The organism is Streptomyces cyaneofuscatus (assembly GCF_033109485.1).
Lineage (GTDB): Bacteria > Actinomycetota > Actinomycetes > Streptomycetales > Streptomycetaceae > Streptomyces > Streptomyces cyaneofuscatus.
The window spans coordinates 5,047,645-5,062,532 of record NZ_CP137002.1; the positions used below are offsets into that span (position 1 = coordinate 5,047,645).

General features: G+C 72.1%; 13 protein-coding genes. 5 read left to right on the forward strand and 8 right to left on the reverse strand.

The annotated features are described in order from the left end of the window. Positions 1-121: 121 nt before the first annotated feature. From R2B67_RS22295 to R2B67_RS22330, 8 genes are all read right to left on the reverse strand, one after another. Positions 122-589 (reverse strand): protein-tyrosine phosphatase family protein, encoded by a 468-nt coding sequence (locus R2B67_RS22295; RefSeq protein WP_317820521.1) that lies wholly within the window; start codon positions 587-589, stop codon positions 122-124. Then, positions 586-1,554 carry a lysylphosphatidylglycerol synthase transmembrane domain-containing protein gene (locus R2B67_RS22300; RefSeq protein WP_018515608.1) on the reverse strand — a complete coding sequence of 323 codons (969 nt, stop codon included), beginning with the start codon at positions 1,552-1,554 and terminating at the stop codon, positions 586-588. The genes R2B67_RS22295 and R2B67_RS22300 overlap by 4 nt, the downstream gene beginning before the upstream one ends. Next, positions 1,551-3,917, reverse strand: coding sequence for a PEP/pyruvate-binding domain-containing protein (locus R2B67_RS22305; protein WP_317820523.1), 2,367 nt, complete (start codon positions 3,915-3,917; stop codon positions 1,551-1,553). The genes R2B67_RS22300 and R2B67_RS22305 overlap by 4 nt, the downstream gene beginning before the upstream one ends. After that, the gene (locus tag R2B67_RS22310) at positions 3,910-4,932 is read right to left on the reverse strand and encodes a Rieske 2Fe-2S domain-containing protein (RefSeq protein ID WP_018515606.1); all 1,023 of its coding nucleotides are present in this window, start codon (positions 4,930-4,932) and stop codon (positions 3,910-3,912) included. The genes R2B67_RS22305 and R2B67_RS22310 overlap by 8 nt, the downstream gene beginning before the upstream one ends. A 46-nt stretch (positions 4,933-4,978) precedes the next feature. Next, entirely contained in the window at positions 4,979-5,977 is a 999-nt protein-coding gene (locus R2B67_RS22315; RefSeq protein ID WP_317820526.1) for a Rieske 2Fe-2S domain-containing protein, read from the reverse strand. After that, positions 5,974-7,083 carry a Rieske 2Fe-2S domain-containing protein gene (locus R2B67_RS22320; RefSeq protein ID WP_317820528.1) on the reverse strand — a complete coding sequence of 370 codons (1,110 nt, stop codon included), beginning with the start codon at positions 7,081-7,083 and terminating at the stop codon, positions 5,974-5,976. Before R2B67_RS22320 ends, R2B67_RS22315 begins: the two co-directional genes overlap by 4 nt. Then, positions 7,080-7,997 carry a polyprenyl synthetase family protein gene (locus tag R2B67_RS22325; RefSeq protein ID WP_158689995.1) on the reverse strand — a complete coding sequence of 306 codons (918 nt, stop codon included), beginning with the start codon at positions 7,995-7,997 and terminating at the stop codon, positions 7,080-7,082. Before R2B67_RS22325 ends, R2B67_RS22320 begins: the two co-directional genes overlap by 4 nt. A 143-nt stretch (positions 7,998-8,140) precedes the next feature. Further along, positions 8,141-9,031 carry a TauD/TfdA family dioxygenase gene (locus tag R2B67_RS22330; RefSeq protein ID WP_317820532.1) on the reverse strand — a complete coding sequence of 297 codons (891 nt, stop codon included), beginning with the start codon at positions 9,029-9,031 and terminating at the stop codon, positions 8,141-8,143. Between the two features lie 829 nt (positions 9,032-9,860). Here R2B67_RS22330 and R2B67_RS22335 point away from each other — a divergent pair. The 5 genes from R2B67_RS22335 to R2B67_RS22355 are packed head-to-tail and all read left to right on the forward strand — an operon-like array spanning position 9,861 to position 14,779. Then, entirely contained in the window at positions 9,861-10,970 is a 1,110-nt protein-coding gene (locus R2B67_RS22335; protein WP_317820534.1) for a transmembrane-type terpene cyclase, read from the forward strand. 53 nt (positions 10,971-11,023) lie between these two features. Next, complete coding sequence (locus tag R2B67_RS22340) at positions 11,024-11,944, forward strand: methyltransferase domain-containing protein (RefSeq protein WP_317820536.1); 921 nt, start codon at positions 11,024-11,026, stop codon at positions 11,942-11,944. Then, positions 11,941-12,636 carry a phosphatase PAP2 family protein gene (locus R2B67_RS22345; protein ID WP_317820538.1) on the forward strand — a complete coding sequence of 232 codons (696 nt, stop codon included), beginning with the start codon at positions 11,941-11,943 and terminating at the stop codon, positions 12,634-12,636. The genes R2B67_RS22340 and R2B67_RS22345 overlap by 4 nt, the downstream gene beginning before the upstream one ends. Beyond that, a complete protein-coding gene (locus tag R2B67_RS22350) occupies positions 12,636-13,583 on the forward strand; it encodes a hypothetical protein (RefSeq protein ID WP_317820540.1) in 948 nt (315 codons plus the stop codon). Before R2B67_RS22345 ends, R2B67_RS22350 begins: the two co-directional genes overlap by 1 nt. Continuing rightward, complete coding sequence (locus tag R2B67_RS22355) at positions 13,580-14,779, forward strand: cytochrome P450 (RefSeq protein ID WP_018515597.1); 1,200 nt, start codon at positions 13,580-13,582, stop codon at positions 14,777-14,779. Before R2B67_RS22350 ends, R2B67_RS22355 begins: the two co-directional genes overlap by 4 nt. Positions 14,780-14,888 lie beyond the last annotated feature (109 nt).

A 14,888-nucleotide genomic window follows, 5' to 3' on the forward strand; every position in this document is an offset into this window, starting at 1 on the left:
CCCGTTACGTTACGAGCGCGGGCGCGCCGGAACACGGGGGCTAGCCCCCGTATTTCCCTTCGGCCGCACAGCGGAGACGCCCGGCCGGAAGCCCTGGCCGGGCGTCTCGCTCACCTGCTCGTCACGGGTGGTCGGCCCGTCCTCCGCCGGATGCGTCGGCGGCGAAGGTCTGGCGGATGAAACGCCGCTGCCAGGGCACCTCGACCGCACGCGAGTGGTAGTTCTTCCGCACCCACTTGACCGCTTCCTTGGGGTCCATGCCCTCGAAGACGCAGATCGCGGACAGCGCCGTCCCCGTCCGGCCGATGCCCCCTCCGCAGCAGATCTCCACCCGTTCGCTCGCGGCCCGCTCGTACGCCAGGCGGAGCTTGGTCATCGCCTCCGCCGGGTCGGCGGGCAGCCAGAAGTCCCGCCAGGGCACCCACACCGATTCCCACGGCTGGTCGGCCGGCCGGTGGTCCGTCAGGTGTACGGCAAAGGTCGGGGTCTGCCCCTCCGGCAGGTCATACCTGAGGCCGCGCCCCCGGATCCGCCGCCCGGAGGGCAGCTGAATCACCTTGGGAGTATCGACGTTCCATGGTTCGGTCATGTCGGATCCTGTTTCGATCGGTTCGGCAGGAGTGAACGGCCTGCCATCGTCATCATCCCCAGCGGGATCTGGGGAAGCACTTGTTGGGCATGGAAAACCAGTGCGAAGGCCAACCCTTCGGCCTGTCCGAGGACACCGGCCGTCGCCGCCAGCACGGCCGCCTCGAAGGTGCCCACCTGACCCGGCAGGGTCGGCATGATGTTGGACACCTCGACCGACAGCAGGACCAGCACCAGGACGGCCGCCGACAGCCCCAGGCCGAGGGCCTTCGCGACCGCGGCGGCCGCCACCAGGTCGAGCGCCCTGGTGACCAGCCCGGCCGCCCCCACCTCCGCGAAGACGCGTGGCCGTCGCACCGGCCCGAGGGAGGTGCGCGCGTCGAAGACGATCTGCCGCAGCCGGCCCTCCCGGGCCGGGGCCGACGGGGTGCGCGCGACCCGCACGATCAGGAGGGACTCCACGGTCAGCACCGCCAGGTACGCCCAGGCGACGGCCACCGCCCAGCCGGGCATCCCACTGCCCGGCCACCAGATGACCACCAGGAAGGGCACCAGACCCAGGCTGGAGAAGAACTTGCGGACCAGCATGAGCGTGACGGTCACCGTCCGGGCCACCCCCTCGCGCAGGAGGTAGCCCACCCGGACGAACTCGCCCACCCCCTCCGGGCTGACGGCGGCCGCCGCCTGTACGGCGAACTCGATGCGCACCAGGAGGCCCAGGCGGATCCGGGACCCGGTGAACATGGCGTTCCAGCCGAGGGCACGGGTCACCTGCGAGGCCACGTTGGCCAGGACGGCCAGGGTCAGCCAGCGCGGGTCGGCGTCCGTGACGACCGCCCACAGGTGGCCCGGGTCCAGGCCCCGCAGGGTGATCACGAGGCTGACGGCCACCGCGACGAACAGCAGCACCCGGATCACCCGGGTGCGGGTGGTGCGGCGCTTCGGCGGGGAGTGGGGCGTGGTCACGGCTCCACCCGCAGCTGGACGGTGCCCGCGTCGCCGTCCACGGTCAGCAGGGTTCCGCTGGTGATGCGCGAGGTCGCGGTCCTGACCCCCATCACCGCCGGGATGCCGTACTCGCGCGCCACCACCGAGCCGTGGGACAGCGCGCCCCCGACATCGGCCACCACCGCTCCGGCCCGGGCGAGCAGGGGCGCCCACGCCGGCGTCACCTGCCGTACGACGAGCACCTCGCCCTTCTCCAGCGTGTCCGCCTCGGTGATCTCCTGGATCACCCGGGCCCGGCCCGTGTAGCTCCCCGGGCTCACGGCCGATCCGCTGAGCCCGTCGGCCCGGTCCTCCTGCCGCTCGACCCCGAACAGGGCGAGGGACGTGATGTCCGAGCCGAAGAGCACGATCCGCGCGTCGGCGGGGACCACGTCCGGCGGGTCCAGGCGCCGCTGCCACTGGCGTCGCAGGCGGCGCCGGTGCACCAGGTCGCGCCAGCGCGCGTCGCCCGTGGCCGTGCCCACCCAGCCGGACAGCTCCTCCCCGGTCAGGTAGAAGACGTCGTCGTCGGTGTCGAGCAGGCCGGCGCCGACCAGCCGGCGGCCGAGTTCGAGATATCCGGCCCGCATGAACGGCCAGCCCAGCGTGAAGTGGTGCAGCGCCTCGTCCCGCACACCGCTCCAGTGGTTCGCCCACCGGTGGACCCGGTGCCGTACCTGGCCCAGCGGCCCGCGCCCGAGCCGGCGGGCCGGACCGGCGGCGCCGGAACCCGGCACCGGCGGGCCGCCCGGTCCACCGGTGCCGTCCCGGCGGCGGCCGGCTATCACCGAGCGGAGCATCGAGGGATCGTCGATCGCCGTGGGCTCGGCCGGGTCGAGGCTGTACACCAGGTGGCCGAAGCGGCGCAGGTACGCGTCGAGCAGCCGCTCCTCGTCCTCCGGGGCCGCCGCGATCCGGTCGAGTGCCCGGTCGGCCTGGTGGGCGAGCCGGTCCTCGCCGACCAGCAGCGCCCCGGCCGTGAGTCCGGCGGTACGGCGGCCGCCGCGTGCCAGGACCTTCCCCAGGAGCCACTCGCCGGCGTTCCAGTGCCAGGCGAGCCCTCCGATCACCGCCCAGTAGCGGGCGCTCAGCTCCTCGACGGTCCGGATCCGCCGCAGCACCTCGGCCGACGACAGGTCGGCGAGCGGTGTGTCCCGTACCCGCTCCAGACCGTCCCGGAGCGCGGGCAGCACCTCCTCGCGCCAGCGCCGCTCCACGGGCGAGAGGTGGAAGCCCAGCCAGCGTGCGGTGAGCCGCAGGGTGCGCAGGGGGTGCCGGGAGAGGGGGAAGTCGAACCGCAGGTACGCGAACCCGTTGACGGTCCCGTGCATCGGCTCGGGGATCAGCGGGTTCCGCGCCCGCTGTCCGGTCGGACCGCCCCAGTTGGTCGCCCACCGGTCGATCAGGGTCGGGAACAGGGTGGTCGCGAAGAGCGGGGAGAGCGGATCGGACAGCCAGGAGTCACAGATGCTCATCCGGGCCCACCGCGTCCCCGGGACCTCGGCGGCCCAGTCGCCGAACCGCGTCGGGAGGGGGACGGCGGCGGTGATCGGGCGGGCCTGCAACAGGTGGACTCCGGCGCCGTCCAGCGCCCACTCGATGTCCTGCGGTGCGCCCAGTGCCTTCTCCACCGCCAGCGCCGTCCGTACCAGCGAGCGCAGGGGGCCCTCGCGCCCCTCCGTCCCGCCCATCCGCTCCCCGAACGCGGTGCTGAACGCCGGGGCGTGCGGCTCGCTCCGGGAGAACACCGCCCGTTCCGGCTCGACCACTCCGTCCACGAGGCCGGTGCCGAGCCCTTCGACCGCCTCCACGAGGACCAGGTGGCCGTCCTCAGCGGCCGGGCCCTCCGCCGTGAACAGCACTCCGGCCCAGGTGGGGTCCAGCATCGCCTGCACCACGACGGCCATCGCCGGGGCACCGTCGGCGAGGCCGATCCGGTCCCGGTAGACCCCGGCGGCGGCGGAGTGCCGGGACCTCTGGCACCGGCCGACGGCGGCCAGCAGCTCCTCGAAGGTGCGGACGCCGAGGATGCTCTCGTACTGGCCGGCGGCGCTGCTCACCGCACCGTCCTCGCTGGTGGCGGACGACCGTACGGCGACGCCGTGCGGCGCGCGCAGGGCCTCCCAGTGGGCCCGTACCTCCGCGACGGCGTCGGGCAGGAGCCCGGGCCCGCCGTCCTCCTCCCGGCCCGCCGACGCGGCGAAGACCCCCACCGGCAGGCAGAAGCCGGGCGGTACGGGGAACCCCGCCGCCACCAGCCGCCCCAGCCCCTTGGCCTTGCCGCCGACCTGCTCCACGGGCAGTCCGGCGGCCTCGGCCAGACTCACGACACGCTCAGCCACGCTGCGCCAACTCCACCCACTGCTGATAGAACCGCCGGAACCGCCGGACCGCCTCGTCCCCGGGCACGTAGATGCCGTGCCGGTCACCCGGCAGCAGCGTGTCGAAGACCGGGAGGTCCTGGCGGGCGGCCACCTGGACCTCGGCACGGTGGACCAGGGAGCGCAGCCGGCCCATGACCCCCGCCCCGTCGGCGTCCACGGCGGCGCTGATGTGCTGGACGCTGTGGTGCTCCCCGATCGGGGTGACGGCCAGCACCATCCGGTACAGGCGCCTGCCGTCCGCGTAGTACTCGATCTCCTGGCAGCTCGCCCAGCCGCGCAGCCGCAGGGTGAACTCGTCGGCGTTGAGCCCGAACACGTTCGACACCGCGCCCAGAGGACCCCGGTACGAGGGCCAGGTCAGGGTCGCGTCGCAGCGCTCCTCCGGGAGGCCGTCCGCCGGCGGGAACGTGATGCGGGCGTCCCCGGTCACGGTGAGCCCGTGCAGGGCCACCAGGTGGTCCGGGTCGTAGGTGTTCTCCAGGATCCGCCGGGTGGTGGCCCTGGTCGGGTCGGCCAGGCGGAAGTTGCGGGTGCTCGGGAGCCGCCGCGCCCGGAGGCCGGGCAGGTCCGGCGGCTCGTACCGCGGCGCCCCCTTCCCGTACCAGACCCACACGAAGCCCGAGGACTCGCGGGTGGGCAGCGTGGCGACGGCCGCCCGCCGGGGCGGGACCCGTCCCGGTACGGAGACGCACGTCCCCGACCCGTCGAACCGCCACCGGTGGAAGGGGCATTCCAGCGTGCCGTCGACCACCTTGCCGCCGTACAGGGCGGCTCCCGCGTGCGGGCAGACCGCGCCCTGCACATGGGCCCGGCCGTCGGCGCCGCGCCAGACGACGTGCCCCCTCCCGAAGAGGGTGGCCTTCCTCGGCCTGCCCCGCAGCTCCGCGGAGGGGAGCGCGACGTACCAGCCCGAGGCGAGGTTGCTGACCGGCCGCGCCGCCGCGGCCAGCCGCTCGGACGTCTTCTGCCTCATCCGGTCCCCTTCTCCACAATCCACCGTCCAGGCGGCGTCGGCCCCTTCACTCCGTGACCCGCCCCGTCCAGCCGCGATGGAACTGACGGAACCGCAGCACGCCCTCGTCGTCCGAGGTGTTGACCGATCCGTCGGTCTCCTCGGCGTCCCGGTAGATACGCAGGTCCGCGCGCGTTCCCCACCAGTGCTGGAGCCGGTACGCCCAGAAGGCCGGGGCGGAGCCGAGCAGGCCGCCGGTCCTCGGCATGACGGTCCAGCCGTGCATGGTCGTCGCGCCCTCGGCCGTCGGCGTCACGGCCAGCAGCTCGTGGGCCATCGGGCGGTCGTCCAGCTCGAAGGTCAGCACCTGGTACGAGGGTGTCGAGCGCAGGTGCAGACAGAGCCGCCCCAGGCCAGGAGCCCGGTCCAGCGGGGGCGGCAGGGTGATCGAGTCCGTGATGATGCGGGCCCCGATCGTGTGCTTGTCCTCCTCGGCGTCCCAGGTGAGCCGCAGATCGCCGGCGATCCCGTGGACCACCGGGAAGTGGGGCAGGTCGAAGCCGTTCTCCAGCACCCGGCGCGCGGTCGCGTTCGTCTCGAAGGCGAACCGGTAGCGCCGGCCGGACCGCGCGGATCGCTCCAGGTGGGGGAAGTCCGGCGGGGGGTACTCCGGGACCGCCGATCCCACCCACGTCCAGACGTAGCCGAGCCCCTCCCAGGACGGGTGCACCCGTGCCGAGGCGCCGCGGGGCACCCGCCGGGTCGCGGGGGCGGCCACGCACGTTCCCTCGCCGTCGAACCGCCAGTGGTGGAACGCGCAGCGCAGCGCGCCGTCCACCACCCGTCCCAGCTCCAGCGCGGCTCCCTGATGGGGGCAGAAGCGGTCCATGACCACGGCCGCGCCGTCGCCCGCGCGCCACACCACCACTTCGGTCCCGGCCACGACCGTGGCCCGGGGCCGGCGCCCCACCCGGGCGGAGCGCTCGGCGACGTACCACCCGCGCGCCAGGCCGCGGGGCGCTTCGAGGTCGCGGGGCGGCTGTCCGCGTACCGGCGCGAGACTCATGTGCCCGTCCTTCCGTCGTCCGTCACCCGGTCGACCCACGACTGGTAGTAGCGGCGGAACCGGAGCAGCCCGTTGTCGTAGCGCACGTAGACCGTGCGCTGGGCGTTGCGGGTCGAGTCGTAGACGGGCACGTCCTGGAAGGTCCCGGCCCTGTTCTGGACCCAGAACAGGGCGTAGTTGAAGAGGGTGCGGGGCCAGCGTCCGGTACGGCGTACCCCTGCCCAGCCGATCTGCCGCGTGGCCCGGTCGCCCTCGGGGACGATCCCCATGATCACCTTGTAGACCTCGGTGCCGTCCACGTACGCCGTGAACCGCTGTCCGCCCGGCCACCCGTCGACCAGCAGCTGCATGCGGCGGCCCATCGCGAAGGTGGAGACGACGCCGGTGAGCCAGGCGAAGGGCGCGCGGCGCAGCGGCGGCCGCCGCGGCCGGCCGGAGAACCACACACCGAACCAGGAGTCGTCCCGGGACAGCGGAGGGCCGTTGTCCGAGGCTTCGGACTGCTCGGTCAGGACGCGGAACTCCACCGCGTCCAGGGCCAGTCCGTGCAGCGCGCTGAAGTGCTGGTGGTCGACGGCGTTCTCCAGCAGCTGCCGGACGGTGCCGGTCGTCGTGTCGTCGTAGTGGAAGCCGAGATAGCGGCGGGGCCTGGCGGACTTCGCCGGGAACTCCGGCAGGGCGAAGAGGGGTTCGGGGGTCCCGTACCAGACCCAGACGAACCCGTGGGCCTCCTGGGTGGGGTAGGACCGGGTCCGGGCGGTCGTCGGGATGCGCTCGACCCCGGGGATGGCGGAGCAGACCCCGTTCCCGTCGAACCGCCAGTGGTGGAAGGGGCAGCGCAGCTGCCCGTCGACGACGTCCCCGAGACCGAGGTCGGCGCCCTGGTGCGGGCAGTGCGCGGCGACGCAGTGCGCCACCCCCTGCCGGTCGCGCCAGAGCACCACCTGGCGCCCGAACAGCCGCATCCTGTGCGGCCCCTTGCCCAGGCGCGGGCTCCTGATCGCGGCGTACCAGGAGGCGGCGATGTTCGCGCCGGCCGGGTTCGGCGGGACGGCCGAGGCGTCCGTGGTCTCCAGCTCCTCCGGGGAGCCCGCCGCGCGGGTCACGCCGCGGCCCGGTCGTGGACGACCTGGGCGGCCCAGCGGAGCATCGAGGCGCGCTCGCCGAACCCGTCGAGCTCCGCCACGCCGTGCGCGATCAGGTCGCGGACCCGCTTGCGCGCCTTCTCCACTCCCATCACCCGGGGGTAGGTCCATTTCCCGGCGGCCCGGTCCTGGCCGACCTCCTTGCCGAACTTCTCGAACGTCGACGTCTCGTCGAGAATGTCGTCGACGATCTGATAGGCGAGTCCGAGGTTCCTCGCATAGGTGACGAGATGGGCGATGTCCTGCTGCGAAGCCCCGCCGAGTATGGCCCCGGTGACCACCGAGGCCTCGATGAGCGCCCCGGTCTTCTTGATGTGCATCTCCTCCACGGTCCACGCGTCGACCTGCTCGCGTCCCTGGGAGTGGAGGTCGATCGCCTGGCCGCCGGAGAGACCGGACGGGCCGACCACCTCGATCAGTTTGGCCATGACGCCCAAGATCTTCTCCGGGGGCAAAGCCCCGGCGTTCTGGAGGATGAACTCCAGTGCGTAGGCGAGCAGTGCGTCACCTGCCAGCAGAGCCATGCCTTCGCCGAATACCCGGTGATTGGAAGGGCTGCCCCGGCGGAAATCGTCATTGTCCATGGACGGCAGGTCGTCATGGATGAGGGAGGCGGTGTGCAGCATTTCCAGGGCGCAGGCGGTGGGGAGGGCGATCGAGACATCGGTGTCGAATATCTCGAACGTCAGCAGACACAGAGTCGGCCGTATGCGCTTTCCGTCGGCCAGTAACGAATAGGCCATCGCCTCGCGCAACCGGGGCGGTTCCACCGAATCCACGGAGGAGCGCAGCCTGTCGTTCACCTGGCGGCGGAAATTTTCCATAGGAACCGGAAGATCGGCTTCTATTTCGGCGTTGTCGACGGTGAAGGACACGAGCGTTCATTCCCCCCATGGATTCGCTGAACGAGTCATCGATGGACCGGGTGGCGCTGATGGCGGTGGTTCACGGCGCGGTGCCGAAGGGTGGCCGCGGCTTTCCCGGGAGCCGGCCCTCAGAGCGGTCGGCGGACCGGTATTCAGAGCACCCGCGCCCGGGTGCCGGTGTCCTCTCCCGCGGCGGGCGGCGGGGTCCCGGCCACGCTCGTCCGCTTCAGCCAGCGGTCCGTACCGTCGAACCGGGGACTGAAGGCGCGCCGACCGTGCACGGCGCGGTAGTTGTCCACGATCAGTACGTCGCCCTCGCCGACCACCACGTCCCGCTGGACGCGGCTCAGCTCGCCGACGACCGCGGACAGGGCCTCGGCGGCCTCGTCGTCGCCGGGCAGTGAGGTCGTGTAGGGCGCGTCGATCCGCAGGCAGGGAGCCTCGGGATCGCCGAAGAGGAGGGCGGCCGGCTCCGGGTTCTCGTTCATCGCGCGGGCCCGCCGCAGCGCCTCGTCCTCGGGGTCGAGCTCGGCCAGTTGACGCAGATGTTCCAGGTCCGGGCGGATCAGGAAGCGCCGCTGGTGAAGCACGGACCGGTGGTGCGCGGAGAGCCGTACGTCGTGCACGCTGCCGATGGTGGTGGGCACCCGGTCGTCGTTCCTGATGCCGAGGAGACCCAGATAGCGGCACCGGTCCTGGTGGAAGCCGTCCTCGGTGTGCCACTCCAGGGCGACCGAGCCATGGCCGCTCTGCTCCTCGCGGTCGCTCTCGACGGGGATCAGGTTCTGCACCATCCGGCCCCGCTGGATGGTCGGCCAGGCGAAGACCTCACCCAGGTAGGCGGCGAGGAGCGCCAGTTGGGCCTCCTCCAGATCCTGGCGGCGGTCGTCGAGGGCTTCCTGCCAGGTGAGCGGGGTGGGTCCGCACCGCTCGGGTTCGACACGCGCCCCCGAGATGCGCAGTGCGCTCAGCGAGGGGGATTCCCGCAATTCGTCCAGGGCCGCGCGGAGCGATCCCGGTATGCGGTGGAGGTGGTCGTCCAATCCCTTGTAGAAGGTGGGATCGGCGGGTGAGCCTTGGCTGTTCAGTGCTGTCCGGGCTGCCGCGCGTAATGCCTCGGACTCTTCATCCGTGAGTAAGTGCCCTAAAACGGTATCCATTATGTAAACCCCCGTGGTCCGGACGGCAACCATATCGGTGAGAAACCCGTACGGATGATGCCTGGTGACGAATCGGTGGCGAACCTGTACGTCAGATCTTGCGGGTGAGTCCGGTAAGTCTTCTGTAACTCTGGGCGGCGCGGATCATTATGATACACCATGTTCGTCATCTGTTCAGGTTGTCGCAACCTGAACTCCCGATTCCGTTAAGGCGGTTGTGTGTCCGCCGTGTGACCGCGGATCGGGTGCGCTGTGCGGGATTCCGCTCTAGGAGACGGGAATGAACAGCATGAGAACCCTGAGGCTGACCGCGTCCCGACGCGCCAGGCAGCTCCTGACCTCGGTCGTCACGCAGGTGACCCCGGCGATACGGCGCGCCACCGAGATCGCAGTCGGGGAGGGTATCCACGGCCCGGTGCTCGGGGCATCCCTGAAAGGGCAACTTCGCGCCACACCATCGCGCCTGACAGCGCGATACCTGGCATTCGCCATGAAACGAGGCCGACTCGGAGCGCTCGCCCCAGAGCCGGTCGGAGGGAATCTATTCGGACATCTCATCGTGTTCCGAGACGCCTGCATCGAAAGGACGTTAGCGCGTATTTGCGCCAACATTCCCGATGGGGCGCGAGCCCAGCAGGACATCGCTGACCTCGCCGAAACGGAATTCCAGGTCCGCCGGGGCGGGGCCGAATCCGGACAGCTGCGCCGGCTGATGGAACTGGCCCCCAGCGAGCTGCGCGTCGTCCGTGACGTCGGCCGGGTGTGGGACCGCCCCGGCGACGCGGAGCTCCGCGAGGCGCTCCGGCCGGCCGAGACCCTCGCCTACGTCGCCTGGGACCTGACGCAGTACGCCAACGGCACCGGCACGGTCGGACGCACCAACATCTACGCCGCCTTCGTCGACACCTACGGGGACACGGCGGCGGAGCGGCTGCGCGAGGAAGTGGCCGATTTCCGACGGCAGTTCGAGAAGCGGCTGCAAGCGCTCGACGTCGCCGAACGCGACCGGCTGTCAGGCGCGGTCACGCTCCACTGCGCTCCCGCCTGGGGGGACTATCCGGACCCCGCGGCCGAACGGCACGAGGAGGAGACCACGGCGGAGGGGGTGTCGAGCGCGGTCGTCCTGTTCGGCATGCTGTGCGTGGTCGGCTGGCTGGTCGCCTACGCGGCGATCATCTACCGGGGCTTCGCCGACCAGACCTACGGTGTGCCCCTCGCCGCCCTCTTCGCCAACCTCACCTGGGAGTTCGCCTACGGCTTCCTCCTGGACCCGCTGGGCGACTACTTCCACACGGCCAGTATCTTCGGGTTCCTGGTCGACGCTGTGATCGCCTGGCAGGTGTGGAAGTACGGGGCGGCACAGTTCCCCGACAGCTCCCTGGGCCGGTACTTCCGCCCCGTCTTCGGACTCTGCGTGGCCGCCGCCCTGTCGGTCAACTACCACGCGTTCATCGACCTGGCGGACCCCGACGGGGAGTACACCGGGTTCGGGATCAACCTCATGATGTCGATCCTGTACATCAAGATGCTGGAGGACCGCGGGTCGCCCGCGGGGCAGTCCATGTACATCGCGGTCGGCAAGTGGCTCGGCACCCTGTGCGCCTGGATCGCCACGGCGCTCACCGTCACCACCACCCCGCAGCGGACCTGGCCGACGAGCTGGTCCGACTTCACACGCCAGGCGCTGGGCAACCGTTCCTACCCGCTCACCCCGCTGATCAACGTCATGTACGGGTGGACGTTCCTGCTCGACGCCGCCTACTGCGTCCTGCTCCACCGCCGTATCCGGGCCGCGGGCATGTCGCCCTGGCAGAGGTTCTGAGGTCTCCGCTCCGTCACGGACGCCGTCCGCCGGACGGCAGGAAGGGAATGGACATGAGCGCCAACCGCCAACAGGTCGTCGACTACTTCGAGGGAACCCGCTGGGACTACCGCCATCTGTGGCGCAGCGAGAAGGCCGGAGCCCTCCACTTCGGCTTCTACGACCGCCGGATCCGGAACCACGTCACGGCGCTGCGCCGGATGACCGGCTATCTGGCGTCCGTCGTCGGGATCACTCCCGAGGACCGGATCATGGACGCCGGATGCGGGATCGGGGGCTGCGCGATCCGCATCGCCGACCACTTCGGCTGCCGTGCCACCGGCGTCAACATCACACCGTTCCAGGTCGCCGCCGCCCGGGAGGCCGCCCACCGGGCGGGCGTCGACGGCCTCGTGGAGTTCGTCGAGGCCGACTTCACCGACACCGGCCTCCCCGACGCGTCGCACACCGTCGTCTGGGCGCTGGAGAGCGTCGTCCACGTCGACGACAAGGAGGCCTTCGTCCGTGAGGCGCACCGGGTGCTGGCTCCCGGCGGACGGCTGATGATCGCCGAGTACCTCGTCCGCGAGGACCCGGCACCCACCCCGGCGCAGGAGGAGGAGCTGGCGACCTGGTGCCGGGGGTGGGCGATGCCCGGACTGCTCACCGCCGGCGAGTACGAGCGGCTGCTGCACAAGCAGGGCTTCGAGGACGTACGGATCGTGGACATCTCCCCCTACGTCGCCCCCTCCCTGCACCGGCTGCGGTGGCTGGTCCGGCTGCTGGGTCCCACCGCGCCCGCCTTCCGGCGGCTCGGGGTGCTGGCCCCGGTGCCCGCCGACAACCTGATCGCGTCCGCCGCGCAGATCCGGATGTTCGACGCCGGAGCCTGGCGCTACCAGGTGGTCACGGCCAGGAAGCCCGCGGAGCCGGCGGCCGGCACCCCCGGCGACGCGGTCCCGCCCGGTCACACCCCCGCCGAGCCCACGAGGTGACCGGCGCCGGAGTCCGGACCGCCCCCCGGCTCCTCGTCGGATCGGCGCTCTCGGCGGCGGCGCTCACCGTGCTGGCCGTGCTGGTGGCCGCCGGGAGCGATGCCGTCGGCGCGTTCGACGCCGGAGCCCGGGAGCTCGCCGCCCGGGCGTTCGGCCCGTCCGCCGGCCCCTGGCCCGGGGCCGGCGGACGGGCCGACCTGGCCGGCTCCACCCTGCTGGCCGTGCTCGTGGTGGCGGCCCTCGGGGTGCTGCTGGTCCGCCGCCGGTTCGGCGCCGCCCTGTGGCTGCTCGGCGGCCTGACCGCGCAGTTCGTCGCGGAGACGGTGCTCGGACCCCTGGTGGGGCGGGCGTCGCCGGTACCGGCCGACGGCACACCGCCCGACGCCGGGTTCAGCTTCCCGTCCGGCCACGCGGCCTCCGCGACCCTGGCCGTCGTGGTGCTGGTGGCGGTGGCCAGGGCGCGTACCGGCACACCGCTGTGGTGGACGTGCCTGGGCGTGGGGGCGCTCCTCGTCCTGGCCGTCGGCGTCACCCGGGTCATCGCCGACGCCCATCACCCCGCCGACGTCGTGGGCGGCTGGCTGCTGGGACTCACGGTCGGTCTCGCCGTCGCCCCGCGCCCAGGCACCTCCGAGGCCCGTGGGAAGTCCGGGGCCGGTGGAAAGTCCGGAGCCCGTGGAAAGGAAGCGTGATGAACAGTCCGGCCGTCCTGGCCGCCACCCCTCTGGGGAAGGCCGCAGCCATCGTGCGGGACTACGTCCTGCGGATGTACTACGTGGTGGACGAGGTGCCGCGCCTGGATCGCCTGCGGCTGACACCCCTGCTGCTGGGCGTCGAGTACCTCGTCTACCGCGTCGACTCCCTGGCCGAACGGAACGCGACGGTGGATCTCGATGCCGTACGCAACGACGACTACGAGGCGTTCCACACCTACAAGAAGGCCTTCGAGAAGGTGCTGCGGGCGTTGGGCGCGTGGAACGGGGACGTGGCCTTCCTGGTCGACGAGGCGGAACGGTTCGTCCGGCTGGAGAACGGCGCCACCTCGCGCGGGACCGTCACCCGGGGCGACGTCCTCGCCATGGTCGAACTGCGGCCCACCGACGTACGTCTGCTGCGCGCGATGGCCTTCGCCCTGCGGGGGCGTCCGATGGAGCCCGCGACCCGGGACCTGCTCTGGCCGGTGGAAGTGCTCGCGGACCTGGCGAACGACCTGCGGCACTACGAACAGGACGTCGCTGCGGGCACCTTGAACGTGTACGCCGCCTTCGTGGAGCTCTACGGTGACGCGGCCGCCACGGAGCTCCGGCGCGAGGCGGACCGGTACGAGTCGATGTTCCTGGAGCGCCTGTCCGCGCTGCCGCCCGAGCGGCGGGCGCGTATCGCGGAGGTCTGCCGGCCCCGCTACGCGGCGGCGCTGGAGCCGTACCCCCGGGTGGTCACCGCCCGCCCGGTCCCCGCGCCGCCCGCCCGGCCCCCGGGCACGTACCTGCGGAAGGGCGTCGTCGCCTGCGCGGCCCTGACCGCCGGGGTGCTCGCCGCGGCGGCGCACCGGCGCGGGCGGCCCCGGTCCTCGCCGCTGCCCATCCGTTCACCCCTGCACCTGTTACCCCTGCACCCGAAGAGAGGACGTGCGTCATGAGCGGCGCGACGAGCCGGACCCCGATCATGTTCAACCCGCTGTCCGAGGGATTCATGGAGGACCCGCACCCTCACTACGCGGAGGTGCGCCGGCACGCCCCGGTGCACGAACACCCGGGCGGCTTCTGGATGGTCTCCCGGTACGAGGACGTGGAGACGCTGCTGCGCGGGGAGCACTCCGTCGACAAGCGCAGCGCGCGCGGCGCCACCGATTCCGGCCGCCCGCCGCGCCTCAAGGGGCTCGCACTGATCGACCAGGACCCCCCGCACCACACGCGCCTGCGCAGACTCGTCTCCCAGGCCTTCACCCCCAGGGCGATGAGCGGGATCGAGCCGGTGGTGCGGGCCTTGGTCGACGAGGCGTTGGAGGAGCTGGGCCGCGCCGGGGGCGGGGACCTGGTCGAAGCCCTTGCCTTTCCGCTGCCGTTCGCCGTGATCACCCGGATCCTCGGGATGCCGGAGGTCGACACGGTGCGCCTGCGCGAGCTGACCAGCCTGCTCATACGGCTGGGGGAACCCGGCGCCGGCTCCGGGGCGAAAGACGGCATCGAAGCCGCCGACGCCGAGATGGCGGAGCTCGTCTCCGACGCGATCTCCCGCAAGCGCCGGGCCCGCGGGGACGACCTCCTCACCGCCCTCATCGACGCCGAGGACGACGGCGACCGGCTCACCCACGACGAACTCGTCGCCCAGGTAGCCATGGTCTACGTCGCCGGTTACGAGACGACCGTCAACCTGATCTCCGGGGGGATCCTGGCGCTGCTGCGCCACCCCGAGCAGCTGGACCTCCTGCGCACCACACCCGGACTGGAGCGGAACGCGATCGAGGAGCTGCTCCGCTACGAACCCCCGGTCCACCTCGCCCGGCGGATCACCCTGCACCCCCTGCTGATGGCGGAGCTCGCCATCCCGGCCGGTTCGGTCGTCCTCGCGAGCCTGGCGGGTGCCAACCGCGACGAGGAGTTCTGGGGCCCGGACGCCGGCCGGCTGCGGCTGGACCGCGAGAACGCGCGCCGCCACGTCTCCTTCGGCGGCGGCGCCCACTACTGCATCGGCGGAGGGCTCGCCCGGATCCAGGGGCGGATCGCCATCGGGGAACTGGTCCGCCGCTTTCCGGACCTGGAGCAGGCGGGCGAGGTCCGCTGGAACGGCCTGCTGAGCCTGCGGGGCCCGGCCCGCCTGCCGGTCCGTATCTGACCGGGGGCCGCCCGGCCGCCCGCTGCATATGGACATGCAGGAGCCTTCCTGGCTGAATGGATCTGTCGGCGCCGACCGTGGCGCGACGCCGATCGTGGCGCGAGGGATC

What these genes read in the sequence shown, in the direction of transcription:
- R2B67_RS22295 (WP_317820521.1), bottom strand. Translation starts at nt 589, where the DNA reads ATGACCGAACCATGGAACGTCGATACTCCCAAGGTGATTCAGCTGCCC.
- R2B67_RS22310 (WP_018515606.1), bottom strand. Translation starts at nt 4,932, where the DNA reads ATGAGGCAGAAGACGTCCGAGCGGCTGGCCGCGGCGGCGCGGCCGGTC.
- R2B67_RS22315 (WP_317820526.1), bottom strand. Translation starts at nt 5,977, where the DNA reads ATGAGTCTCGCGCCGGTACGCGGACAGCCGCCCCGCGACCTCGAAGCG.
- R2B67_RS22335 (WP_317820534.1), top strand. Translation starts at nt 9,861, where the DNA reads ATGGAACTGGCCCCCAGCGAGCTGCGCGTCGTCCGTGACGTCGGCCGG.
- R2B67_RS22340 (WP_317820536.1), top strand. Translation starts at nt 11,024, where the DNA reads ATGAGCGCCAACCGCCAACAGGTCGTCGACTACTTCGAGGGAACCCGC.
- R2B67_RS22350 (WP_317820540.1), top strand. Translation starts at nt 12,636, where the DNA reads ATGAACAGTCCGGCCGTCCTGGCCGCCACCCCTCTGGGGAAGGCCGCA.
- R2B67_RS22355 (WP_018515597.1), top strand. Translation starts at nt 13,580, where the DNA reads ATGAGCGGCGCGACGAGCCGGACCCCGATCATGTTCAACCCGCTGTCC.